This is a genomic window from Pseudomonas sp. GW822-FHT02G04, assembly GCF_058802085.1.
This window is the reverse complement of sequence record NZ_JBXANU010000020.1, coordinates 106,355-129,166: the sequence shown is the minus strand read 5'-3', so window position 1 is coordinate 129,166 and position 22,812 is coordinate 106,355. Positions and strand designations below refer to the sequence as shown.

The 22,812-nt window shown below is 60.6% G+C and carries 23 protein-coding genes; 11 read left to right on the top strand and 12 right to left on the bottom strand.

The annotated features are described in order from the left end of the window. Positions 1–161: 161 nt before the first annotated feature. The gene (locus AC1RO5_RS22500; RefSeq protein WP_493177725.1) at positions 162–1,256 is read right to left on the bottom strand and encodes a PLP-dependent cysteine synthase family protein; all 1,095 of its coding nucleotides are present in this window, start codon (positions 1,254–1,256) and stop codon (positions 162–164) included. A 250-nt stretch (positions 1,257–1,506) separates the two neighbouring features. On the opposite strand from AC1RO5_RS22500, the gene nhaA reads away from it, so the two are divergent. From nhaA to AC1RO5_RS22485, 3 genes are all read left to right on the top strand, one after another. After that, positions 1,507–2,718 (top strand): Na+/H+ antiporter NhaA, encoded by a 1,212-nt coding sequence (gene nhaA / locus AC1RO5_RS22495; RefSeq protein ID WP_493177723.1) that lies wholly within the window; start codon positions 1,507–1,509, stop codon positions 2,716–2,718. A 98-nt stretch (positions 2,719–2,816) separates the two neighbouring features. Further along, positions 2,817–3,998: an S-type pyocin domain-containing protein gene (locus AC1RO5_RS22490; protein ID WP_493177722.1), complete on the top strand. Its 1,182-nt coding sequence runs from the start codon at positions 2,817–2,819 to the stop codon at positions 3,996–3,998. Beyond that, a complete protein-coding gene (locus AC1RO5_RS22485; RefSeq protein WP_493177720.1) occupies positions 3,995–4,231 on the top strand; it encodes a DUF7683 domain-containing protein in 237 nt (78 codons plus the stop codon). Before AC1RO5_RS22490 ends, AC1RO5_RS22485 begins: the two co-directional genes overlap by 4 nt. 83 nt (positions 4,232–4,314) lie before the next feature. Here the strand turns inward: AC1RO5_RS22485 and AC1RO5_RS22480 are convergent, their stop codons facing one another. Beyond that, complete coding sequence (locus AC1RO5_RS22480; protein WP_476215080.1) at positions 4,315–4,779, bottom strand: outer membrane lipoprotein; 465 nt, start codon at positions 4,777–4,779, stop codon at positions 4,315–4,317. Between the two features lie 166 nt (positions 4,780–4,945). Here AC1RO5_RS22480 and AC1RO5_RS22475 point away from each other — a divergent pair, with 166 nt between their 5' ends. Next, positions 4,946–5,182, top strand: a complete 237-nt coding sequence (locus tag AC1RO5_RS22475; RefSeq protein ID WP_493177717.1) for a hypothetical protein — start codon at positions 4,946–4,948, stop codon at positions 5,180–5,182. A 5-nt stretch (positions 5,183–5,187) separates the two neighbouring features. Here the strand turns inward: AC1RO5_RS22475 and pdxH are convergent, their stop codons facing one another. The 5 genes from pdxH to dinG all read right to left on the bottom strand — a co-directional run bounded on the left by pdxH (position 5,188) and on the right by dinG (position 12,885). After that, positions 5,188–5,835, bottom strand: a complete 648-nt coding sequence (gene pdxH, locus AC1RO5_RS22470; protein ID WP_493177714.1) for a pyridoxamine 5'-phosphate oxidase — start codon at positions 5,833–5,835, stop codon at positions 5,188–5,190. Positions 5,836–5,859: 24 nt separating this feature from the next. Further along, positions 5,860–6,852 (bottom strand): OmpA family protein, encoded by a 993-nt coding sequence (locus AC1RO5_RS22465; RefSeq protein WP_493177712.1) that lies wholly within the window; start codon positions 6,850–6,852, stop codon positions 5,860–5,862. 115 nt (positions 6,853–6,967) lie between these two features. Then, positions 6,968–8,113: a serine hydrolase domain-containing protein gene (locus AC1RO5_RS22460; protein WP_493177710.1), complete on the bottom strand. Its 1,146-nt coding sequence runs from the start codon at positions 8,111–8,113 to the stop codon at positions 6,968–6,970. Between the two features lie 122 nt (positions 8,114–8,235). After that, the gene (locus tag AC1RO5_RS22455; protein ID WP_493177708.1) at positions 8,236–10,644 is read right to left on the bottom strand and encodes a beta-galactosidase; all 2,409 of its coding nucleotides are present in this window, start codon (positions 10,642–10,644) and stop codon (positions 8,236–8,238) included. 96 nt (positions 10,645–10,740) lie between these two features. After that, positions 10,741–12,885, bottom strand: a complete 2,145-nt coding sequence (gene dinG, locus AC1RO5_RS22450; RefSeq protein WP_493177706.1) for an ATP-dependent DNA helicase DinG — start codon at positions 12,883–12,885, stop codon at positions 10,741–10,743. 367 nt (positions 12,886–13,252) lie between these two features. Here dinG and AC1RO5_RS22445 point away from each other — a divergent pair, with 367 nt between their 5' ends. Continuing rightward, positions 13,253–13,711, top strand: a complete 459-nt coding sequence (locus AC1RO5_RS22445) for a CopD family protein (RefSeq protein WP_493177704.1) — start codon at positions 13,253–13,255, stop codon at positions 13,709–13,711. Positions 13,712–13,825: 114 nt separating this feature from the next. Here AC1RO5_RS22445 and AC1RO5_RS22440 read toward each other — a convergent pair whose 3' ends face one another. From AC1RO5_RS22440 to AC1RO5_RS22425, 4 genes are all read right to left on the bottom strand, one after another. After that, positions 13,826–14,584, bottom strand: a complete 759-nt coding sequence (locus AC1RO5_RS22440; protein WP_493177702.1) for a collagen-like triple helix repeat-containing protein — start codon at positions 14,582–14,584, stop codon at positions 13,826–13,828. Next, the gene (locus AC1RO5_RS22435; protein WP_019580953.1) at positions 14,577–14,855 is read right to left on the bottom strand and encodes a DUF1145 domain-containing protein; all 279 of its coding nucleotides are present in this window, start codon (positions 14,853–14,855) and stop codon (positions 14,577–14,579) included. Before AC1RO5_RS22435 ends, AC1RO5_RS22440 begins: the two co-directional genes overlap by 8 nt. Before the next feature lie 162 nt (positions 14,856–15,017). After that, complete coding sequence (locus AC1RO5_RS22430; protein ID WP_007935931.1) at positions 15,018–15,731, bottom strand: PA1041 family peptidoglycan-binding anchor lipoprotein; 714 nt, start codon at positions 15,729–15,731, stop codon at positions 15,018–15,020. A gap of 89 nt (positions 15,732–15,820) precedes the next feature. Then, entirely contained in the window at positions 15,821–16,516 is a 696-nt protein-coding gene (locus tag AC1RO5_RS22425) for a PA1041 family peptidoglycan-binding anchor lipoprotein (RefSeq protein ID WP_493177697.1), read from the bottom strand. Between the two features lie 180 nt (positions 16,517–16,696). Between AC1RO5_RS22425 and AC1RO5_RS22420 the strand changes: the two genes are divergently transcribed. The 4 genes from AC1RO5_RS22420 to AC1RO5_RS22405 all read left to right on the top strand — a co-directional run bounded on the left by AC1RO5_RS22420 (position 16,697) and on the right by AC1RO5_RS22405 (position 18,503). Then, positions 16,697–17,194, top strand: a complete 498-nt coding sequence (locus AC1RO5_RS22420) for a DUF6231 family protein (protein WP_493177695.1) — start codon at positions 16,697–16,699, stop codon at positions 17,192–17,194. 4 nt (positions 17,195–17,198) lie between these two features. Then, complete coding sequence (locus tag AC1RO5_RS22415) at positions 17,199–17,675, top strand: YchJ family protein (RefSeq protein ID WP_493177694.1); 477 nt, start codon at positions 17,199–17,201, stop codon at positions 17,673–17,675. Positions 17,676–17,799: 124 nt separating this feature from the next. Next, positions 17,800–18,288: an LEA/WHy family protein gene (locus AC1RO5_RS22410; RefSeq protein WP_493177692.1), complete on the top strand. Its 489-nt coding sequence runs from the start codon at positions 17,800–17,802 to the stop codon at positions 18,286–18,288. A gap of 5 nt (positions 18,289–18,293) precedes the next feature. Next, the gene (locus tag AC1RO5_RS22405) at positions 18,294–18,503 is read left to right on the top strand and encodes an SEC-C metal-binding domain-containing protein (protein ID WP_007906737.1); all 210 of its coding nucleotides are present in this window, start codon (positions 18,294–18,296) and stop codon (positions 18,501–18,503) included. Between the two features lie 193 nt (positions 18,504–18,696). On the opposite strand, the gene AC1RO5_RS22400 is transcribed toward AC1RO5_RS22405, so the two are convergent. After that, positions 18,697–19,254: a cysteine hydrolase family protein gene (locus tag AC1RO5_RS22400; protein ID WP_493177691.1), complete on the bottom strand. Its 558-nt coding sequence runs from the start codon at positions 19,252–19,254 to the stop codon at positions 18,697–18,699. A 146-nt stretch (positions 19,255–19,400) separates the two neighbouring features. On the opposite strand from AC1RO5_RS22400, the gene AC1RO5_RS22395 reads away from it, so the two are divergent. Both AC1RO5_RS22395 and AC1RO5_RS22390 read left to right on the top strand, forming a co-directional pair. After that, on the top strand, positions 19,401–20,045 hold the full coding sequence (locus AC1RO5_RS22395) for a glutathione S-transferase N-terminal domain-containing protein (protein WP_019647871.1): 645 nt from the start codon (positions 19,401–19,403) through the stop codon (positions 20,043–20,045). 287 nt (positions 20,046–20,332) lie between these two features. Beyond that, entirely contained in the window at positions 20,333–22,783 is a 2,451-nt protein-coding gene (locus AC1RO5_RS22390; RefSeq protein ID WP_493177689.1) for a penicillin acylase family protein, read from the top strand. Positions 22,784–22,812: the final 29 nt, after the last annotated feature.

The window sequence follows — 22,812 nt, the reverse complement described above, 5'->3', positions numbered from 1 at the left end:
GAAGCAGGCACAGCAAGGGGGAGCAAGCTCCCCCTTCAGTTTTTACCGGACACTAGTGACGCTCCGCGTGGGAATGCAGCCAGGGACGCAGAGCGTCCCAAAAGCGGACGCAGAGCGTCCGGTGAGGCATTCCCACGCAGAGCGTGGGAACGATCATCGGGTCAGATATTGGCGCGCAACACGCTGGCCGGCAGCGGCTCGCCGCGTTCGACGCTGGCCGCCACGGCATCCATCAGACCACTCAACTCATACCCCTGGGCCTTGAGCCAGGCCTGATCGTAATAGGTGTCGGCATAGCGCTCGCCGCCATCGCACAGAATCGCCACGATCGACCCCGACTCCCCCGCCGCCGCCATCTGCCGGGCCGCCATCAAGGCGCCGATCAGGTTGGTCCCGCTCGATCCGCCAACCCGTCGCCCCAAACGTTGCGCCAGATAATGCATGGCCGCCAGCGACAACGCGTCCGGCACCTTGACCATTGCATCGATGACTTTGGGCAAGAACGACGCTTCCACCCGCGGCCGGCCAATGCCTTCAATCCGTGAACCATGATCGAGGCGCAGACTGGCGTCGCCGGTCTTGTAGTAATCGAAAAATACCGAACGCTCGGCATCGGCGCACAGCACACGGGTGCAATGCTGGCGATAGCGCACGTAACGGCCCAGCGTCGCGGTGGTGCCGCCGGTGCCAGGGCTGGAAATCAGCCAGCTCGGCTCCGGGTGCTGCTCGAAGCGCATCTGATGGAAGATCGATTCGGCGATGTTGTTGTTCGCTCGCCAGTCGGTGGCGCGTTCGGCGTAGGTGAACTGGTCGATGAAATGCCCATCGTGTTCGTGAGCCAGGCGTTCGGACTCAGCGTAAATCTGCGTCGGATCGTCCACCAGATGGCTCTTGCCACCGTAGAAAGCGATCTGCGCGATCTTCTCCTTGGACGTGCTCGCAGGCATCACCGCAATGAACGGCAAACCCAGCAAACGGGCGAAGTACGCCTCGGAAATAGCCGTCGAACCGCTGGACGCTTCGATCACCGGCGCACCGGGCTTGAGCCAGCCATTACACAGCGCATAGAGGAACAACGAGCGCGCCAGCCGATGTTTCAGGCTGCCGGTGGGATGGCTCGACTCATCCTTGAAGTACAACTCGATGCCCGGCAACCCCGGCAGCGGCAAGGGGATCAGGTGGGTGTCGGCGCTGCGCTGGAAGTCGGCTTCGATGATCCGGATGGCTTCGCGGGACCACTGTCGGTTGTCGCTCATGGTGGTTTTCTCGTTGAATCGGGCAAGAGTTGGCCTTGTCGCAAGGCTCAGCCCACAAGCTTAGGAAAAAACCTACACCACGCACAGATACAGCTGGGGTCCAATACGTCCGGCAACTGCTAGGCTCAGGCCTTTGCTGACCGCCCACGTTGTAACGACATATAACAAAAAAGAATATAATTTTTGTTTTAACAACTAACAGTACGGGTTAGGGTGTGTCACCTTTTGAATTCATCGATGGAGAGCGACCTTGCCTCTGCGTAGCACGTTCACGCGTTTCTTTCAGTTGGAAGCTGCCAGCGGTCTGTTATTGATCGCCGCGGCTGTCCTCGCCCTGATCATCAACAACTCATCGCTGTCGTGGCTCTATAGCGGTCTGCTGGACACCCCCGTGGTGGCGCAGATCGGCGCGCTGAAGATCGCCAAGCCGCTGCTGCTGTGGATCAACGACGGCCTGATGGCCCTGTTCTTCCTGTTGATCGGCCTGGAAGTGAAGCGCGAAGTGCTCGACGGCCAACTGTCGAAACCCTCGCAAATCGTCCTGCCGGGCGCAGCGGCGATTGGCGGCATGGTGGTGCCCGCGCTGATCTACTGGTTCCTAAACCGCGACAACCCGACCGCACTGAGTGGCTGGGCCATCCCGACGGCCACCGACATTGCCTTCGCCCTCGGCGTACTGGCCCTGCTGGGTAAACGCGTGCCGGTGTCGCTGAAACTGTTCCTGATGACCCTGGCGATCATCGATGACCTTGGCGCAATCATCATCATTGCGATCTTCTATTCCGGCGCTCTGTCGACCCTGTCCCTGGCGCTGGCCGCGGCCTGCATCGCGGCCTTGATCGGAATGAACCGACTTGGTGTGGTGAAACTCGGGCCGTACATGATCATCGGGCTGATCCTCTGGGTCTGCGTACTCAAGAGCGGCGTGCACGCGACGCTGGCGGGTGTGACCCTGGCCTTCTGCATTCCACTGCGCACAAAAAATGCCGAGCCTTCGCCGCTGCTGACCCTGGAGCATGCCCTGCATCCGTGGGTGGCCTACGGCATCCTGCCGCTGTTCGCCTTCGCCAACGCCGGCCTGTCCCTGAGCGGCGTGACCGTCGAAAGCTTCACCCACGACGTGCCGATGGGCATTGCTGTCGGCCTGCTGCTGGGCAAGACCGTCGGTGTCTTCGGCCTGACCTGGCTGGCGGTAAAAATCGGCATCGCCGCCCTGCCCCAAGGCGCCAACTGGGGCCAGATCATGGGGGTGGCGATCCTCTGCGGCATCGGCTTCACCATGAGTCTGTTTGTCGGCTCCCTGGCCTTCGTGCCCGGCGCCAGTGAATATGCCGGGATGGACCGCATGGGTATTCTGACCGGCTCGATCCTGGCGGCATTGATCGGTTATGCAGTGACGGCGGCGGCGAGTCGCAAGAGCGCTGCGCTGCCGGCCCTGAAACCCAGAGAACAATCCCTGTAATCTTCAGGATTCGTCCTACAGCCACGATTAGTCGCGTTCGTTAACGTCGTGCAGCCCCTCTATCAGGGGTTGCCGATGGACGAGCAAAAGGACAATCAGTGGCTGGCAACAAGGACATTCCCCGGGTACAAAACCCACCGTCGGGCGACGGGCATCACGTCACTCACCGATTCATGACGGCCACCGAACTGGCCGAGCGTGATGCCAGGCAAAACGCCTACGACGCCATGCTCGCGAGGCAGCAGGCCTTCGAAGACAGCCTTCAAGTCGCAGCGAAAAAGGGCGACGTTGCCCGCGCGGGATGTGTGTTCGCCAAGTCCTGCAAACTGCCCGATGCAATCATCGACTATGCGACCCCCTCCGGCGTTGTTCCGACCGACAGCCTGAAAGACTATGGCGAACTGGTTCTACTCGGCGCTCGTGAGGCCGATGAAACCGGTGTGGTGCCGCTGAAGAAAATCAGTGGCACCGCCATCCCTGCGGGTTTCGGCAGCTTCGCCCTGGGTGGCTCAGCGTTCGCCGCATTACCCACCGTCGCCGCCAGCACTGCTGCGGCTACCTTGGCAGGCTTGGTGGCCCTGGTCATACCGTCGAGCCTTGGCGACAGCTCGCTCTACACCGAAGAACAACTGCGATCCCTCAAACAGGCCCGCACTCGCGTGCGTCTGCGGGTCGAGCAACAGGCTGACGGCAGTCTCAAGGGATACGGTTTCTACACCGGCAAGAACCGTGACTGGGAGATGGTCGACGTCGTGCAGTTCACCTTGCACGGCAGTCAGCAGGTGGCGGACCTCGGGGACGGCGTTGAGCTGATCTGGACACCGGCCGAGGACGGTTCAGAAATTCTCGGCATCCCCGCTTTGGAATCTGCGCCACAAGCGCCGCACATCTGGGTTTACCCGCCGACGAAGGCAGCTGACAGCATCATCGTCAATCCAGTTTATCCGCCTGAGTACAAGGATTTCATTCTTGTGTTTCCGGCGGATTCGGGGGTGTTGCCGGTTTATATTGTGGTGAGTGTTGCGGACCACAAATATCATCCGGCGCCAAACGGGCTTACCGCTTTTCCTGATGCCACACCGGCAAAACAGAAGACTCGGGTCAAAGGTAGAGGCACCCGAATGCGCTGGAGAACGGCTGAAGGGCGAATTCTAGAATGGGATTATCAGCATGGAGCAGTAGAAATGTATGACAAACGAGGTCGCCATCTGGGTGAGTTTGACGCTGAAACAGGTAATCAAAACAAGCCGGCGGATCCGAAAAGAAGGATAGAACCGTGAACCACATAATTTATGCTTTTGATAAAGAAACAGAAGCGCTGGTATTCGAAGTGCCTGTCCCGGCAGACGGCATTGCACAGCTGAGGGCGATAATGAGTTGGACTGAGGCTGAAGAAGAAATCTATGGCTATGACCTTGATTCCCAGCAGATAACAAAACTGGAAACATTAGTCGGTCGATCATTTTACGATCCACAATACGATTTTCAGCTCGGTTGTTATGCAAGCAAGTAAATGCTCTGGTTCAACTCCACAGCCAAAAAGAAAACCCCGACCAGCTCACCTGATCGGGGTTTTCTTTTACCCTACATTCCCGCTTAGTGCGAAACGCGGCTGGTCCCACCCACAGTGGAAATCCGCACACGCTCACCCACACGGAACACTTCGTTTGGCTGAACTTCCTGCACGTAGGCGCGCATGCTGCCATCGTCTTCGCGCACGGTGATTTCAACGCCTTGAGTACGGGTCAGGCCTTCTTCGGCAGCCGAGCCCACCAGGCCACCCGCTACAGCGCCGATGACCGCTGCAACGATGCTGCCGCGACCGCCGCCGACGGCACTACCGCCGACACCACCCACGACAGCGCCGGCAGCGCTGCCAATTGGGGTCTTGGTGCCTTCGATTTTCACCGGACGCAGGGCTTCGATGGTGCCCATGCGAATCGTCTGCACGCGACGCGCTTCGTCACGGGAGTAGGAGTCACCAGTCAGGCTCGATTGGCAGCCGGTGAGCAACATCGCCATCGTGGAAAAGGAAGCAACCAGCAAAACAGACTTACGCATAGCATCAAACTCCATAGGACAGGTATCCATTAAACTCCGCAGCTTGACGCCTGTCACGGCATCGCCCGGATAAAATTGGTTTCATTCAGGCCCGGTACAGGCACTTCTCGAACTCACCACAGTAGCGTCAAATTACAAAATCTGCGCCGCTGACCCAAGGATTATCATGGATTACTTCATCATTGTCGTCACGACCGTCGCCGGTTTGTACTTCCATTGGTGGTTGTACATGCGGATCAAACGCTGGATGGACCGCGATCTGGCGTTGTCACTGGCGGGTAAAGACGAACATAAAAAAGCCTTTATGCTCCAGCAACTGGCGAACGCTCAAGCGCAGAAGATCAAGCGTCGGGACCTGCCACAGTGGCTTGAGGCCGCTGCGGCAAGCTATTCCAATCGGTAGACCGTTTAGGGAGCCAGACGTTCACGAACCCAGTCGCCGCCCTGCAAGCGGTAGTTGAGGCGATCGTGCAGGCGGCTCGGACGGCCCTGCCAGAATTCGATGCGCTCCGGTAGCAAGCGATAACCGCCCCAGTGTTCGGGGCAGTGAGGCTGAGTGTCGCTGAAACGCTGCTCGGTGTCCTTGAGCAGCGTTTCCAGTTCGCCGCGATCGGCGATCACCCGGCTCTGGGGCGACGCCCAGGCACCGAGACGACTACCCAGAGGACGAACCTGATAGTAGGCGTCGGACTCTTCAGGTGTGACCTTCACCACCCGCCCTTCGATGCGCACCTGGCGCTCCAGGGCCGGCCAGAAGAACGTCATGGCCGCAAATGGATTGGCTGCCAATTGCTGACCCTTGTCGCTCTCGTAGTTGGTGAAGAACGTAAAGCCCTGCTCGTCCAGGCCCTTGAGCAGCAGAATGCGGCAATGCGGCCGACCGTCCTGGTCGACGGTGGCCAGCGTCATGGCATTCGCCTCCACCGGTACCTGCTCGGTTTTCACCGCATCGGCGAACCACTGATGAAACAGCGCAAACGGCTCGGCCGGGGCTTGCGCCTCGGTCAGGCCATCTCGGGTGTAGTCGCGACGCATATCTGCCAAGGGCCGGGTCATGGCACATTCCTTTTGGTTAACGAATCACTTCTTTGTGGCATCGGTGGCGGTGGCGCTCTTCGAATCGCCAGCGGCTTTGGCCGGCGCGGTCTTTTTCGCCGGTGCCTTTTTGGCTGGAGCCTTGGCGACCACTTTCTTGGCCGGTGCCTTTTTCTTCGACGAGGCAGCCGTTTTTTTCGCAGCCGGTTCCGGGGTCACAGGCTTGGCCACTGGCTTGACGTCTTGCGCGACGACTTTGGTTACCGGTGCCGGAGCCGGCATATTGTACTTGCTCAGCAGCGCGGCCATGGTGTTTTGCGGCGTCAACAACAGCTCGACGCGACGGTTCAAGGCACGACCTTCAGCACTGTCGTTGGCGGCACGCGGTGCTTCACCGCCCATGCCGCGCAGCATCAGGCGATCACGCTGCAGACCGCTGAGACGGAAAATCGCTGCCACCGCCTGGGCGCGCTCCTGGCTCAGTTTCACGTTGGCCGGTGCGGCACCCGACGTATCACTGTGACCGAGTACCAGCACAGCAGTCTTTGGATCGGCTTCGAGGATTTTCGCCACACGGGTGAACGGAGCGAGGGTCACCGGCAGCAGCATAGCCGGGCGATCAGGGTTGAACGAGCCTTCTACCGGAGCCGTGACGACCAGCACGTTTTCACGGCGCTCGAGTTGCAGGTTGCTGCCCTTGACCGCCTCGCGCAGGCGCGGTTCGTAGTCGTCGAGCCAGGCTTGGGTGACTTTCGGATCGGGCATCGGCACGGCTGCTTTGGCGGTGCTGGTGCTCTGCTCCTTGCCGCCGAACGGCCACCACCATTTGCCACCGGTATCGGCTTCAGCCTTGGCGACGGGTGCTGCGGCAGCGGGTTTCAGGGGCGCTGGGGTCGGGGCGGGTTCTTTAGTCGCGACCTTGTCGGAAGAACCGAACGGCCACCAACTGCTGCCACCTGCGGCATCATTTTGTGGGGTTTGTGCACAACCGGTGATAGCGAAGCACAGGGCCAGGGCGAGGGTTTTATTGGACGACATTGGGTATCCACAAAATGAGGTAATTAAAAGTCAGACCGGGGTTGCCCCCGGCAAAACAGACGCTTTGAAACCATAAAGGCTTTCGGGTTCCGGCCCTGGCCCCCTTAAGCGTGATTTACAGACAAGTGGCCAGTACTCGCACGAGCTTTTGCGCTCGTGGATCCATCAAGACGTACGGCCCCAGGGTATTTGTCACAAAGCCGAAGGCCACATCATGCTCCGGATCAGCAAAACCGATGGAGCCGCCAGCACCCGGGTGACCGAACGCCCGAGGGCCTAGGCCGTAGGTGGCGTTGGGGACGTCCGGTTGATCGAGCATGCAACCCAGGCCGAAGCGGGTCCGGGTCAATAAAGTCTTGTCTTCGCCGACGCTGTGTTCACGGGTCAGCTCGTCGAGCATTTCGCTTTCCAGCAGGCTGCCATCGAGCAGACCCGCGTAGAAACCGGCCAGGCTGCGGGCGTTGCCATGACCATTGGCGGCCGGCTGCTGCATGCGCCGCCATTCCGGTTTGTTGGTGCTGGTCATGATTGAAGGCGGGTTGGTGAAGGCCCGGGTGGTCATGGCCGTCGGTTCGCGCATGGTCACCTGCAGCAAGCGCTGGGCCGCGGCATCGCCGACGTTGCCTTTACCACGGGCGATGTGCGCCACACGATGGAACTCTTTGTCGGCAAGGCCGACGTGGAAATCCAGCCCCAAAGGCTTGGCGACCCGCGCCACGATGGACTCGCCCGGCCCACGACCGTCGGCGCGACGCAGCAATTCACCGACCAGCCAGCCATAGGTGATCGCCGCATAACCGTGACCTTCGCCCGGCGTCCACCACGGCGCTTCGGCGGCCAGGGCATCGACCATGGTCTGCCAGTCGTAAAGCGCTTCGGGGGGCAGCAACTCGCGCAGGGCCGGCAGTCCGGCCTGATGGCAGAGCAATTGGCGCAGCGTCACGGATTCTTTACCGGCGGCGGCAAACTCAGGCCAGTAGCGGGCGACCGGGGCATCGAGTTGCAGCTTGCCTTCAGCCACCAATTGCAGTGCCGTCACGGCGGTGAAGGTTTTGGTGCAGGAGAACAGGTTGGCGATGGTGTCGCTATGCCAGGCCTCATGGCCGTCCTTGTCGGCGGTACCAGCCCAAAGGTCGAGGACGGTTTCACCGCCGATCCGGATGCACAACGCCGCGCCACGTTCCTGAGGATCGTCGAACAGCGCTGCAAACGCTTCACGCACCGCTTCGAACTTAAGCTCGTAATGACCCTGAATCTGCACCCGCAACTCTCCCGGAAAAACGCTCTACAAAGTGGCCCGCATTGTTCCAGCCCTTGAGGGATTTGGGAACAGGGTCGGGCCGGGTGGTCAATTCAAGATCAAGATCTTGGCGATTTCAGGAATCAATGGCCATTAGCAGAATGCCCACCCGCATGCCCGGCGCCCTTGCCCGGGCCTTTGCCTGCCTCGCCCTTCCTGCCGCCCTCGACATCGTGGCTGGCTTTATCCGCCTCAGCGCTGGCCTTCTCCGCCTCTTTGCCAAGCTGATCGATGATCTGCACATTGCTTTTACGCACACTGTCGACAAAGCCCTGGAACGGCAAATCAGTAATACCCACCAGACCGAAGTGCCCGTTCTCGCCATCCAGCAGACGACCGGTCACCGGTTGATCGAGGTACTGGAACCAGTGCACCCCGACAATCGACGGTTCGCTCATCGCCTGTTTGAGGAAGTGGGCGTAGGCCGGGCCGCGATCTTCTTCCTTCGCCAGTTGCGTCACGCCGCCCCAGAACGGGCCGCGATCCGTTGATCCGAAGTTGAATTCGGTGATCAGTACCGGTTTGTCGAGGCTGCGCAGTTTGGCGAAGTCGTAACCGTCCTGGGGTTGCAGGGTGTACATGTTGAAGCTCAATACGTCGCAGTATTGCGCACAGGACTCGACCGCTTCGGGGGTGCTGGTGGCAAAGCGGCCACCCAGCAGCAGCTGGTTCGGCGCATGCCATTTGAGCGAGTCGGAAACGGTCTTGAAGTAGGTGTCGGCAAAGACCTTCTGGAAGTATTTGAAGTCGGCTTCGATTTCCGGGTGTTCGGCGTTCGGCTCCGGCGGCACGAAGCCCGGGTCTTCCATCAATTCCCAGGCCGGCAGATCAATGCCCCAGGCTTTCGACAGACCCGCCTGGTTGCGGTACTTGTCGCGCAGTTGCTTGAGGAAGGCGCGTTTGGCCGGCACGTCGGTGGTCATTTTCAAGGTGCCGTAGGCCAGCGCATAGCGGGCCTTCGGGTCATCGCCGGGACCGGCCCAGGCCAGTTCGTTGTCGGCGAAGTAACCGATCAACCACGGATCATCGCGATGGTCGCGGGCGGCGATGGCCACGGCGCGTTCGGTGGCCATGGCGAAACGTGGATCGAACGGGTCGGGCATACCGCCCCACCAATCGGTGCCAGTGCTGATGCTGGCGTAATCGCCGACGATCGACAGCGGCAAGGTGTACGGCACACGGTCAGCGTTGCCCAACACCGGTGCGCTCCAGTTGCCGAGGGTGTTGAAACCCCAGGCTTGCAGGCGATCGAGGGTATGACTGGCCCAGCGTTGTTCGTTGAAAGTCACTTTGCAGGGTTCGACGGCGGCCTTATCGACCGTCGCCTCAACCGCATCGGCCTTGGCTGCTTCGGCAACACCGGCCTTGGTGTCACTGCCCGGCGCGCAAGGGTCGCCATACAGACGTTGCAGGTTGGCACCATAAAAATCGTACCAACGACCAGCGCTGTAGGCTCGGCCCTGATCGGCACCATTGCCGCCACGGTTATCGCCTTCGCCATAGTGGCTGGCCAGGGGTTCGTCGGGTTTGGGCAGGGACTCGAACATCCACTCCCGCCCGGCGACGTAGGTCTGGTTGACGCTCGGGGTCACGGTGTTGACGCCGAGGGAATAGAACGGATGCCCTTCCGGAGTCACCAGATACCAGCGACCGTCACGCTTTTCAGTGCGGAAAAAGCCGCTGGCCTTGAACACCGGGCCTTTATTCAAGCCGCCGAACTTGTCCAGGGATGCCTTCTCACGCTCGGCCAGCCAGGTTTTCAGCTGTTGCTGTTCTTTGGCGGCGGCGGACTTCAGTTGCTCATCGCTGCTGATCTTCTCTGGCCATTTGGCCCGGGTCGATTGGCCATAAGCGTCCACCAGACCGCCATAAGCGGCTTTGGTCACGGCCTCGCCGTCCTGCACGCCGAAGCGCTCAAGCAGAATGCTTTGGGCGACTTTCGGCTGATCCATCGACAAGGTCACCGACACCACCTGGCTGCGATCCAGCTCACCGGTGCTGCTGGCCAGCAATACACGCTGCCCTTCGAAGTTGATCGGCATCGGCGGGCCGGCTTTCATGCCCTGGCTCAGCGGCGAACTCGGTTGCAACGGTACCAACAAGGTCTGCGCCGGGCCGGCCGGCAGGTCGACACGGCTGACCAGCGTCTTGCCGTCGTTACTCTGGATTTTCACGTACAGGGTCACGGCCCAGTTCATCGCGCTCTGGATCCGCAGGCTCATGACGCCTGACTGCGACCAGTCCCAGGCACCGGTCTGTGGTGTCAGGCGCAAGGTCGGTTGGGCGACCGGGTTGAAGGTCACGCGGCGCAGCACTTCGCCTTCGGCCGTTTGCTCCGCGTTGGATTGCGGCAGGCTGGCGTCCTGGGTCGCCACCTGAACCACGTCGGCGGGACGCACAAAGTTGAACAGCGTCTGCTGGCCGGCAGGGGCCGCCAGCAAAGGGGCTGCGAACATCAAGGCAAAAACAGCGGGCAACGAACGGCGAATCATAAGAACGTGGTTCTCCCTAACGACCATCAATGGGCCAGTGGAAAGGCAGTGGCAGTGAGGTAGACAACGCGGTGGGCAAATTTGCCCACCGGCGCATCAGGAAATTTCACGACGAAATGGCGGCAACGCATTGAGAATAGCTTTGCCGTAGCGCTGCGTGACCAAACGACGGTCAAGCAAGGTGATGGTGCCGCGGTCTTCTTCGGTTCGCAGCAGGCGACCGCAGGCCTGGACCAGTTTCAGCGAGGCATCCGGCACGGAGATTTCCATGAACGGATTGCCGCCACGGGCTTCGATCCACTCAGCCAGCGCGGCTTCGACCGGATCGTCAGGCACCGAGAATGGAATCTTGGCGATCACCACGTGTTCGCAGTAGGCGCCGGGCAAATCCACGCCTTCGGCAAAACTCGCCAGACCGAACAGCACGCTGGAATCCCCGCCATCGACCCGAGCCTTGTGCTTGTTCAGGGTTTCCTGCTTCGACAGGTTGCCTTGAATGAACACTTGCTTGCGCCAGTCGCGATCCAGCCCGTCGAACACGTCCTGCATCTGTTTGCGCGAGGAGAACAGCACCAGGGTGCCACGGGAGCCCTCGACCAGTTCCGGCAAGTCGCGAATGATCGCCGCGGTGTGAGCCGGCGCATCGCGCGGGTCGGCTTTCAGGTCCGGCACCCGCAGCACACCGGCGTCGGCATGATGGAACGGGCTCGGGACCACGGCGGTCACGGCGGTTTTAGGCAGGCCGGCGCGCATGCGGAAACGGTCGAAGGTGCCGAGAGCGGTCAGGGTTGCCGAGGTCACCAGCGCCCCGTAAGCCACATTCCACAGGTTGCGCCGGAGCATTTCCGCCGCGAGGATCGGGCTGGCATTGACCTCGATGTCGAACAGCGAACCGCTTTCGGCCAGCGTTAGCCAACGGGCCATGGGCGGGTTGTCTTCCGGGTCTTCGACGGTGAAGGCGGTCCACAACTCCCAGTTGCCCGAAGAACGCGACAGCAGGCTACCGAACAGCGGATACCACTCTTCGGCCTGGTTGCTGGCGATGCCAATGTTGACCTCGCCGTCCATGCCTTCCTTGAGCAGTTCGGTGAGCCGTGTGAACAGATCGGTCAACCGGGCGAAGCCCTTTTTCAGCTCGATGCCCATTTCGCGCATGTGTTCGGGAATCACCCCGCCGACGAAGCGGTGACGCGGCCGCTCGCGACCTTCGACATCTTCGCCGGGCTTGAAGTCGGCAACCTGCTCAAAGGCACTGAACATGAACTGCTGCTGGGTCTTGATCTCCCGGGCCAGTTCCGGCACCTGTTCGATCAACTTGCCCAGATCCCCCGGCAGCGGGTGTTGGGCGAGCAATTTGGTGAGGTTCTTGGCGGTGCTCTCCAGCCAGTCGGCGGTGGAGCGCAGACGTGTGTAATGGGCGAAGTGGCCGATGGCCTTGTCCGGCAGGTGATGGCCTTCGTCGAACACGTAGATCGTATCGCGCGGGTCCGGCAGAACCGCCCCGCCGCCCAGGGCCAGGTCGGCCAGGACCATGTCGTGGTTGGTGACGATCACGTCGACCTTGCCCATGCCTTCGCGGGCCTTATAGAAGGCGCACTGGCCGAAGTTGGGGCAATGGCGGTTGGTGCACTGGCTGTGATCGGTGGTCAGGCGCGCCCAGTCGGCGTCTTCGAGCGCGGTGGACCAACTGTCGCGGTCGCCGTCCCACTTATTGCCGGCGAGCTTCTCGATCATGCTGGTGAACAGCTTCTGACTGGCCTCATCGACCTCGATCTTGAAGCCTTCTTCTTCGAACAGCTGCGCGGTGGCGGTTTGCGCGTGACCTTCCTGGAGCAACATGTCGAGCTTGGACAGGCACATGTAGCGCCCCCGGCCCTTGGCCAGGGCGAAGCTGAAATTCAACCCGCTGTTGCGCATCAGGTCGGGCAAATCCTTGTAGACGATCTGCTCTTGCAGGGCCACGGTGGCCGTGGCGATCACCAGACGCTTGCCAGCGGCCTTGGCAGCGGGGATCGCCGCCAGGCTGTAGGCCACGGTTTTGCCGGTACCGGTGCCGGCTTCCACCGCGACAATCGCGGGGTCGCCACTGCGCCGGCCTTCGTCGTCGGTGTCGATGTCACCGAGGACTTTGGCGATTTCGGCGATCATCAGGCGTTGGCCGTAGCGCGGCTTGAGGCTCTTGGCTTCGAGAAAACGCGAGTAGGCGCCCTGGATCGTGGTTTTGAGTTCAGTGCTGATCATTGATTGTCGGGCGCAAAAAACGCTGGATAAATTTTCAGTGGTGTAGGGGGCGTTCTCACTTAGTTTCCCCGCCGCGTTGTCGCCTTAAAGCGGGCCAGGCAAGGCGCAGGCCGCTGGGAATGGTTGTTCCCTTTCCAAGGCCTGCAACGCAGCCTGGCCCGCTTTAAGGCACAACCCGAAGGGCCGGGCCTGCTGTTGTGCAGGGCTGCGTTGCTCGAAGCTTATTTGGAATGACCAAACCACGCTTCTCGCGCCTTGCCCTGCACAACAGCAGACCCGGCGCGGCGTGGAAACTAAGTGAGAACGCCCCCTGAATCGGCCGCTATCATACCCCGCTAATTAATCCCGCGCAGAACGGAGTACCCCAATGACACCTTTTGGCATCGTTTATACCCTGCATGTCCTGGCCGCCCTGGTCTGGGTCGGCGGCATGTTTTTCGCCTGGATGGTCCTGCGCCCCGCGGCGATGAAGGCGCTGGAAGGCCCTGCCCGGTTGAAGCTGTGGGTGGAAGTGTTTCAAGGTTTTTTCCGCTGGGTCTGGGTCGCGGTGGTGCTTTTGCCGATCAGCGGTGTGGGCATGATTCATTTGCAGTTCGCCGGGTTCGAAGCGGCGCCGCGGTATGTGCAGGTGATGATGGGATTGTATGTGGTGATGACGGCGCTGTTTATCCGGATACAGGCGTTGCTGCTGCCGGAACTACGTACGGCGGTGGCTGCTGAGGATTGGCCGACGGGCGCGGCGACGCTGGGCAAGATTCGCCGGTTGGTGGGGATTAACCTGATGGTCGGGTTGGCGCTGGTGGCGATTGCTGCGGCTCGGCCGTGATCGTTCCCACGCTCTGCGTGGGAATGCCTCAAGGGACGCTCCGCGTCCAGTGACGCGGAGCGTCACGGGCTGCGTTCCCACGCAGAGCGTGGGAACGATCGTTTCAGAAACTGCTTACAACCGCTGAATGCTCACCGAACCTGCCGCTCCAGCAGGCCCAGGCTGGCCGTCGACACCGGGGCGACCGCTCTTGCCGCCATCGGCTTTATAGACAATGCAGCCCTTGGCCTTGCCGCCCGCCCCCGGTTTACCACCCGGTCCGGCCGCGCCACCGACCCCGCCCGCCACCTCGACCTTGATCTGCTCCGCCGGATAGTCACGCGGCACTTCCAGCCGAACCAGCGCCCCCGGCGCACCAGGCTGGCCGTCGCTGCCGTCACTGCCATCAAAACCGTGACCGGCCTGGCCCCAGGTGCAACCCGGTGCTTGACCGTTAGCCCCGTCGAGGCCGACAAAACCCGGGGCACCCGCGCCACCGCGAGCGTCTACCAACAATTGCGGCGCCTTCAGCGCTTTGATCTGCAAATTCAGATTGCGCCCGGAGCGGGCAGCCTTGAGATAAGTCCCGGGGGCGCCCCGCGCGGTGATCTGGCTGCCTTCAGCCAATTCGGCCCGGCTGACCTTCAACGCCAGAGCCTGTTCGCTCGGCACAATGGCGATCCGTGCTTCACGTCCCAGGTGCAGCTCGCCGACCGTCACTTCGGTCACGTTCGAGGGAATCAGCAAGGTGCCGTAATCGGCGACTTCCAGTCGTTCCAGTTGCAAGGAACTGGCGGTGTTGGGCAAGCGCATCAGCGAGTTGGTTTCAACACTCACCACCTGAGCGCAGGCCAATGGGCTGATGAGTGCGGCGAGCAGACAGAGTTTACGCATGGGAAGCCTTCGCAGTGGCCGGGGCCGGAATGGTTTGCAGGTGGAAAACGCCGAAAAAGACAATCTTCAGGCGATCACGCCAGGGGTGGGCTCGACCTTTGAGGCTGCGATTGCAGAACACTAGCTCCAGAAGATGAGCCAGCGCCAACAGGCTGCCGGCCAGATTGACCAACAGGTGCAGTGGATGAACAAACGGTATGAGCAGATTGACCAGCACCACCAACCAGAACAGCAGGGTCAACAACTTCCCCAGCCCCCAAAACACCTTCATACGCTCCCCCGTCGAGAATTATTATTTGCACGCACAGTAACGGCTTACACGCGGGATAAGCCAGAGGGCAACGGAAAATTCTTCCGAAAGGCATCGGATGGCCGCCGGATCAACCTTGATGGTCCTCCGACGGCTCTATCACGGGCTTCTTGATCACAGAGCCTAGCGATTGATGTGCAACTCCACACGGCGGTTTTTTGCCCGCCCTTCTTCCGTATCATTGTCAGCCACCGGCTGGGTTTCGCCCCGTCCTTCGCTGGTGAGTTTGTTCGGCGCCAGCCCCCGGCTCAACAGGTAGGCCGCCACGCTGCTGGCACGACGTTCCGACAGTTTTTGGTTATAGGCGTCCGAACCCTGACTGTCGGTATGGCCGACGACCTTGACGCTCACCACATCGGCGCTCTGCAGTTTGGGCATCAACGAATCCAGCTCGCTGCGCGCCTCGGGCGTCAGGTCGGATTTGTTGTACGCGAACAACACATTACTGCTCAGAGTGATGACTTCGGATACCGGCGGTTCAGCAGGTTTTACGCTGGCCGGATATTGCGGCAACGGGCAACCGTGATGTTCGACAGGCGTATTGGCAGGCGTATCAGGGCAGCGATCGCGTCGATCGAAAACTCCGTCACCGTCCTCGTCGCCATCCTGGGCATAACAGATCAAGCCACCGGTCAAGATACCGAGCGCCGCTCCGCCTGCCGCCCAACCGCCACTTTCGATCGCGCCCAAACCACCACCGACCAGTCCGCCAATGACACTGCAGATCGGCCAGGTACGTTGATTCAAGGGGGCGGTGCCATCGCTGTGAGTCGCGCAACCGGTCAGAAGGCTGCCAAGCAGCAGAACCGGCAAGACGGTCCTTGTGAGAACGCTCATTGTGAATGCTCCTGTGTCACCGGCCCATACCGGTCACACAGGAGTAAAGACCCGCATCCGCGACTGCACAAGCCACGGAGTACAAGGGTTTAGCGGTCGATTTTGATTTCCGTACGCCGGTTCAGCGCACGGCCGTCAGCAGTTTTGTTATCGGCCACCGGCTGGCTTTCACCGGCACCGGTCACAGACACGAAACTGCTGCGTGGCACGCCTTGGGAAATCAGGTACTCCACCACCGAATGGGCGCGTTTGTCCGACAGTTTCTGGTTGTATTTATCGCTGCCGACGCTGTCGGTATGACCGGTCACGGTCAACCGGGCGCTGGCGGATTCCTGTTTCAGACGCGTGGCGACGGTGTTGAGTACCTCTTTATCGGAAGGAGTGAGCTTGGACGAGTCGAACTGGAAGTGAACATCACGGATAACGATGACTTCTTCCTTGACCACCGCCTTCTCTTCGACCACCGGCGCAGGCGCAGGTGGAGGGCAGCCGTCGGCATCGACACGCACGCCTTTAGGCGTGTGCGGGCACTTGTCGCGGCTGTCCGGCACGCCATCGCCGTCTTCGTCGCCATCGCCATGCACCCAGCAATAAGCCGCTGCTGTGCCGCCGACCAGCAGCGCGCCATAGCCCGCCCATGAAGAGCTCTCTGTCGCACCGAGCCCTGCACCGACGACACCACCGACCGCAGCACAGGTCGGCCAGTCGGTTTTTTGCAAACCTGCGCAACCAGTCAACACACTGGTTAGCAGAACCAAAGGTAATGCTGTCCGAACTATGCTCATCTAGTTTTCTCCTGAGGGATCGGCTAATAACCGATTTCAAGGAGTAAAGACCGGACTTTTAATCTCCGCCAGCAATAGGCCATTGCTGTTTTGCCTTATGTTCACGGAAGATCGGCGCTTTTTTGCTTAAACACGCTCGACAAGACACGTTAATCTTGGCGTTCTGATTGAGGATCTTCGATGACTGCAAGTATTTCTTCGCGCACGCCCCAGCAGGCGTTGGCCGCTTTGCTTGATCGTTACGCCCCGACGCGTCTGTTGCTGATTGGCGTCAGTGAGTTCCCCGCGCTCGAGGCGTTCAAACTCGCGCACCCGGAAAGCACCGTCGCCTTCGCCGCGCCCGGACCATTGCCGGCCGAACTGGCGGCGCAGCGGTTTGATCTGGCGCTGGTGGTCGATTGCCTCGAACATTTGCCCAAGCGCGACGGCCTGAATCTGCTCGGCGGGATACGCAACCTCAATGCCAGTCGCATTGCGGTGCTGGCCGACTTGCCGGCCAGCGGTTGGCAGGAGACGGATTTTTTCTCCCTGGCCTTGCAAGCCAGCGAACGCTTCCAGCGCGACGATCAAGTGTTGACGCTGTTTACCTACGATCTGCTTGACTACAAACAGGTGCCCGACTGGCTCAACTCACGCTTCTGGGCCAATCCGGAAAACTTCGGGAAATATTGGTGGTAACGCAATGAGTACATCCATTTGCCCTTGCGGCAGCGGCACGCTGCTTGATGCCTGCTGCGGTCATTACCATGCCGGCCATCCGGCCCCTAGCGCCGAAGTCCTGATGCGCTCGCGCTACAGCGCCTATGTGCTGGGGCTGGTCGACTATCTGGTGGCCACCACCCTGCCCGCGCAACAGGCCGGGCTGGATCGCCAGTCGATCAGCGACTGGAGCGCCCAAAGCACCTGGCTGGGCCTGGAAGTGGAAAGCGCCGAGGTCTTCGGCGGCCAGCCGGAGCACGCCTTCGTCACCTTTACCGCTCGCTGGCACGACAGCAGCGGCGAACACAGCCACCGCGAACGTTCGTCATTCGTACAGAACACCGGCCGCTGGTACTTCATCGACCCCACCGTGCCACTCAAGGCCGGGCGCAACGATGCGTGCCCGTGCGCCAGCGGGCAGAAGTTCAAGAAGTGTTGTGCGAGTTATTTCAGCCCTTGAGGTGATGCTTAAAAGATCGCAGCCTTCGGCAGCTCCTACAGGGTGATCGACGTACACCTGTAGGAGCTGCCGAAGGCTGCGATCTTTTTAGAGCTAGACTCGGGATCAAGGGAGAAACACGACCATGACCAACGGACGACTCGCGCTCTATCTGTTCACTTTGCTGCTTCTGTTTTCAGGACTCAGCGGCTGCGCCTCATGGTTCAGCGACGACCTGCCCGATCCGCAGGTGCATCTGGTCAAGGTCGAGGTGGTCCGGGCCAAGTTGCTGGAGCAGAAATTCCTGCTGCATTTTCGTGTCGACAACCCCAATGACGAAGACCTGACGGTGCGTGCCCTGGAATATCGCATTCACCTAGGGGACATCCTGCTGACCGAAGGCGAGCACGAACATTGGTTCACCGTCGGCCCCAAGCACAGCGCCTACTTTAAGGTGCCGATCCGCACCAACCTGTGGCCCAGGGTTCGGGACGTGGTGAAACTGCTGAAAAAACCCGAGCAACCGATTCCCTATCGTCTGGAAGGAACGCTTGAAACCGGTTTATTCATCGCGCACTACGTGCACCTGGCGCGCAATGGCGTGATAATCGCCGCCGATTTAATTCCGGAGTGACCCCGATGACCCAGCAACCCCACGTCCATGGCCCTGACTGCAACCACGATCATGACCATCACGACCACCATGATCACGACCATGGCCATGTCCACGGCCCGAACTGCGGCCACGCCCACCAGGAACCGGTGCGCAACGCCCTGAAAGACGTCGGCCGCAACGACCCTTGCCCATGCGGCAACGGCAAGAAGTTCAAGAAGTGCCACGGGGCATAACGCTTCGGGCGGATAACTTCTTCGCCTGTTGAATCGCAAATCCCTGTAGGAGCGAGGCTTGCCCGCGAAAAAGGCGCCACGATCAATCAGAAAAACCGCGTCATCGTTCTTCGCGGGCAAGCCTCGCTCCTACAAGTTGATCTGCACCCCAAAAGTTGGACACCAATCCTAATTTTGGGGTCAGTTCAAGGTTTCAGTCGTTCATGAGGATGTTTGCGGCGCTGACGACCGTCGCATATTCCCCATGCAGATTCCCCAGCGACATCGCATGCACTTCTTCAGCTGAATGGGGATTGCCGAAAAAGTCCGCCTTGTCGAAGGTAAAGCACGCATCCTCCACAACCCACGCCTCAAACCCCAGATTCCCGGCGGCTCGCGCCGTGGACTCCACCGAGTTGTGGGTCGCCACACCAACGATGATCAACTGATCGATCCCCGCCTCGCGCAAACGCGCCTCCAGCCCCGTCGAACAAAACGCATCTGGCACTTGCTTCTGAATCAACCACTCACCGGCCAGTGGCTGAAAGCGTTCCTGAAACTCCACCCCCGATTGCTGCGGCCAGAACACCGAATCCACTGAGCGTGACAGGTGCTGCACATGAATCACCGGCCGCCCGGTGCGACGCCAATGCCCCAATAACTCCAGGATGCGCTCTTCGGCCTGAGGGTTGTTTCGACGGCCCAACTTGGGATGCAGAATGCCTTTTTGTTGATCGATGATGATCAGCGCCGCGTTTGTCTTAAGCTCCATGCCGACTTTTCTCATGCGAGGTCATTGAATTTCCCGCACTTCAGCATCACCTCCTCCTACTGGCAAGCCATCAAACGCAAACAGGACGACCTGATGCCGAAGGTCGCTATCCGAACCTGACGATGTCTCTTGATTTGGAGTACTTCATGATCGACCTGTATTACTGGACCACCCCCAACGGCCACAAGATTTCGCTATTCCTGGAAGAAGCCGGCCTGCCCTACAACGTTTACCCGATCAATATCAGCCAGAACGAGCAGTTCAAACCCGACTTCCTGAAAGTCTCGCCGAACAACAAAATCCCGGCCATCGTCGATCATGAACCGGCCGATGGCGGTGCTCCGTTGTCGCTGTTTGAGTCGGGGGCGATTCTTCAGTACCTGGCGGAGAAAACCGGCAAGTTTTTGCCCAAGGACCTGCGCGGGCGCCAGCAAGCGCTGCAATGGCTGTTCTGGCAGATGGGCGGCCTGGGGCCGATGGCCGGGCAGAATCATCACTTCAGCCGGTTCGCGCCGGAGAAAATCCCTTACGCGATCAAGCGCTACATCGACGAAACCGCCCGCCTCTATGGGGTGCTCGACAAGCAACTGGCGAACCATGACTTTGTCGCCGGCAGCGAATACAGCATTGCCGACATGGCGATCTACCCGTGGATCGTTTCCCACAAGTGGCAAAGCCAGAACCTGGAAGACTTCCCTAACGTGCTGCGCTGGTTCAACCACATCCAGGACCGCCCGGCGACGGTGAAGGCGTACGCGCTGGTGGCCAAGGTCAACCCGCCGAAGCCCTGAGAAAACACAAACCCTCAGGTATTCACAAAGCCTGTGGCGAGGGAGCTTGCTCCCGCTGGAGTGCGCAGCGCTCCCGACCCCGACACATCGGAAACCGAGGTGGCTGGTTTGCGACCGCTTCGCAGCCGAGCGGGAGCAAGCTCCCTCGCCACAAAGGCCCTCATCGCCTTTGGATTTGTGGTTTATCAGACATTTTCTGAAATAACCCCATACCCCGCTTGCGCGGCCACCTCCTGCTCACTAACGTAGCGCCTTTGTCGCGCCACTACCCCCGCAGGAGCTTTGCCATGGCCTCGCCAGCCCTTACACATTTTCTTCCCCGGTTCGGCGTTGCCGCAGCAGTGGCCGGTGTTTTGAGCCTGACCGGTTGTCAGACCTGGAACGCCCAGGACACCCTCCCGCCCACCTCTGGCGTGCAACCGCTGAAAGGCCTGGCGCAAAACGTTTCGGTCCGCCGCAATGCCATGGGCATGCCGCTGATCGAGAGCAACAGCTTCCACGATGCGCTGTTCACCCTCGGCTACGTGCACGCCAGCGACCGCATCAGCCAAATGGTCACTCTGCGCCTGCTGGCCCAGGGCCGTCTGGCAGAGATGTCCGGCGCAGACCTGCTCGATGCCGACCGCTACATGCGTGCGGTCAATCTGAAGAAAAGCGCGGATGAGCTGTATAAGGCCTCGTCGCCACGCCTCAAGCGTTTCTTCGAAGTCTATGCCCGCGGGGTCAACGCCTACCTGTTCCGCTACCGCGACAAACTGCCTGCGGACCTCGCGGCCACCGGCTACAAGCCTGAATACTGGAAACCGGAAGATTCGGCGCTGATGTTCTGCCTGCTGAACTTCAGCCAATCGGCGAACCTGCCGGAAGAGATTTCCTCGCTGATGCTGGCCCAGACCGTCAGCACCGACAAACTGGCATGGCTGACCCCGTCCGCCCCCGACGAAAAACTGCCGGTGGCTGAAGCTGAAAAACTTCAGGGCGTCAAACTCACCGGGCAAATCCCGGGGCTGAGCGAAATCAGCAAAGCCACCGGTCAACTGTCGGATCTGAATCTGTTGGGCGCTACCTCCTCGAACAACTGGGCGATCGCCCCGCAACGCAGCCGCAGCGGCAAAAGCCTGCTGGCCAGCGACAGCCACGGACCGCTGGGCGTCCCGTCGTTGTTCAGTTACGTGCAGATTCGCGCGCCGAAATACCAGGCCTCCGGCGTAACCATTGCCGGGTTACCGATGGTGCTCGCTGGTTTCAACGGCAAAGTGGCGTGGAGCATGACCACGGTCATGGGCGACAATCAGGACGTGTTCCTGGAAAAAATCAAACGCCAGGGCAATGGCCTTTCCTACGAAGTGGGCGGCAAATGGCAGCCGGCGATCGTGCGCAACGAAACCTATTTCGTCAAAGGCCAGCGGCCAATTCGCGAAGCAGTGTACGAAACCCGCCACGGGCCACTGCTCAACAGCGCCCAAGGCATGGCGCTGGCGAATGGTTTCGGCCTGGCCCTGCAAGCGCCGGACTTCACCGACGACAAAACCCTGGATGCGTTTTTCGACCTGTCCCGGGCACAAAGCACCGAGAGAGCATCGGACGCCAGCCGTGAAATCCGCGCCATCGCCCTGAATCTGGTGTTTGCCGATGCCAGCAATATCGGCTGGCAAGTCACCGGTCGCTACCCGAACCGTCGCGAAGGCGAAGGCTTGCTGCCGTCGCCGGGTTGGGAAGGTCGCTACGACTGGGACGGTTACGCCGACCCAATGCTCCACCCGTATGACCAGGACCCGGCACAGGGCTGGCTCGGCACCGCCAACCAGCGGGTCATTCCCCATGGCTACGGCATGCAGTTGTCCAATTCCTGGTCGGCACCGGAGCGTGGTGAACGCATGGCCGAACTGGCGGGCGTGGGCAAACACGACACCCGCAGCTTGATCGCCATGCAATACGACCAGACCACCACCTTCGCCGCCAAACTGAAGAAGATGTTTGAAGCGCCGGGCATGTCCCAGCCGCTCAAACAGGCCATCGAAGCGTTGCCGGTGGCCGATCGCGGCAAGGCTCGCGAGACTTATACCCGCTTGATGGCCTTCGACGGCAAACTCAGCCCGACTTCCGCCGACGCGGCGATTTACGAGTTGTTCCTGCAGGAAAGCACCAAACAGATTTTCCTCGACGAACTGGGCCCGGAAAGCAGCCCGGCGTGGAAAGCCTTCATCGCCAACGGCAAATTATCCTACGCGGCTCAGGCCGATCACCTGCTTGGACGTGAGGACAGTCCGTTCTGGGATGACGTGCGCACTGCGCAGAAAGAAGACAAACCGGCGATCCTCGCTCGTAGCCTCGCGGCTGCGATCAGCGCGGGTGACAGTCAGTTGGGCGGTGATCACAAAGCCTGGCAGTGGGGCAAACTGCACCGCTACGAGTGGAAAAACGCCAGCGGCCAGACCGTGCGCGGTCCGCTGGCGGCCGGCGGCGATCACACCACACTCAACACCGCCTCATTCGCCTGGGGTCAGGACTTCAACACCACGCAGGCCCCGGCCATGCGCTTTATCGTCGACTTCGGCCAGGCCGAACCGCTGATGGGCCAGAACGCTACCGGCCAATCCGGCAACCCGGCCAGCCCGCACTATCTCGACAGCGTCGATCCATGGCTCAAGGGTCAATACATGAGCTTGCCGATGCAGCCGCAGAACTTTGACAAGGTGTATGGCAAGACGCGGTTGACGCTGACGCCTGGCAAGTAACATCAAAAGATCGCAGCCTGCGGCGGCTC

What these genes read in the sequence shown, in the direction of transcription:
- AC1RO5_RS22405 (WP_007906737.1), top strand. Translation starts at nt 18,294, where the DNA reads ATGACCCAGCAACCCCACGTCCATGGCCCTGACTGCAACCACGATCAT.
- AC1RO5_RS22390 (WP_493177689.1), top strand. Translation starts at nt 20,333, where the DNA reads ATGGCCTCGCCAGCCCTTACACATTTTCTTCCCCGGTTCGGCGTTGCC.
- AC1RO5_RS22475 (WP_493177717.1), top strand. Translation starts at nt 4,946, where the DNA reads ATGGATTACTTCATCATTGTCGTCACGACCGTCGCCGGTTTGTACTTC.
- AC1RO5_RS22415 (WP_493177694.1), top strand. Translation starts at nt 17,199, where the DNA reads ATGAGTACATCCATTTGCCCTTGCGGCAGCGGCACGCTGCTTGATGCC.
- AC1RO5_RS22435 (WP_019580953.1), bottom strand. Translation starts at nt 14,855, where the DNA reads ATGAAGGTGTTTTGGGGGCTGGGGAAGTTGTTGACCCTGCTGTTCTGG.
- AC1RO5_RS22400 (WP_493177691.1), bottom strand. Translation starts at nt 19,254, where the DNA reads ATGGAGCTTAAGACAAACGCGGCGCTGATCATCATCGATCAACAAAAA.
- AC1RO5_RS22430 (WP_007935931.1), bottom strand. Translation starts at nt 15,731, where the DNA reads ATGAGCGTTCTCACAAGGACCGTCTTGCCGGTTCTGCTGCTTGGCAGC.
- dinG (WP_493177706.1), bottom strand. Translation starts at nt 12,885, where the DNA reads ATGATCAGCACTGAACTCAAAACCACGATCCAGGGCGCCTACTCGCGT.
- AC1RO5_RS22425 (WP_493177697.1), bottom strand. Translation starts at nt 16,516, where the DNA reads ATGAGCATAGTTCGGACAGCATTACCTTTGGTTCTGCTAACCAGTGTG.
- AC1RO5_RS22455 (WP_493177708.1), bottom strand. Translation starts at nt 10,644, where the DNA reads ATGATTCGCCGTTCGTTGCCCGCTGTTTTTGCCTTGATGTTCGCAGCC.
- AC1RO5_RS22445 (WP_493177704.1), top strand. Translation starts at nt 13,253, where the DNA reads ATGACACCTTTTGGCATCGTTTATACCCTGCATGTCCTGGCCGCCCTG.
- AC1RO5_RS22420 (WP_493177695.1), top strand. Translation starts at nt 16,697, where the DNA reads ATGACTGCAAGTATTTCTTCGCGCACGCCCCAGCAGGCGTTGGCCGCT.
- AC1RO5_RS22465 (WP_493177712.1), bottom strand. Translation starts at nt 6,852, where the DNA reads ATGTCGTCCAATAAAACCCTCGCCCTGGCCCTGTGCTTCGCTATCACC.
- AC1RO5_RS22480 (WP_476215080.1), bottom strand. Translation starts at nt 4,779, where the DNA reads ATGCGTAAGTCTGTTTTGCTGGTTGCTTCCTTTTCCACGATGGCGATG.
- AC1RO5_RS22395 (WP_019647871.1), top strand. Translation starts at nt 19,401, where the DNA reads ATGATCGACCTGTATTACTGGACCACCCCCAACGGCCACAAGATTTCG.
- AC1RO5_RS22410 (WP_493177692.1), top strand. Translation starts at nt 17,800, where the DNA reads ATGACCAACGGACGACTCGCGCTCTATCTGTTCACTTTGCTGCTTCTG.
- AC1RO5_RS22500 (WP_493177725.1), bottom strand. Translation starts at nt 1,256, where the DNA reads ATGAGCGACAACCGACAGTGGTCCCGCGAAGCCATCCGGATCATCGAA.
- pdxH (WP_493177714.1), bottom strand. Translation starts at nt 5,835, where the DNA reads ATGACCCGGCCCTTGGCAGATATGCGTCGCGACTACACCCGAGATGGC.
- AC1RO5_RS22440 (WP_493177702.1), bottom strand. Translation starts at nt 14,584, where the DNA reads ATGCGTAAACTCTGTCTGCTCGCCGCACTCATCAGCCCATTGGCCTGC.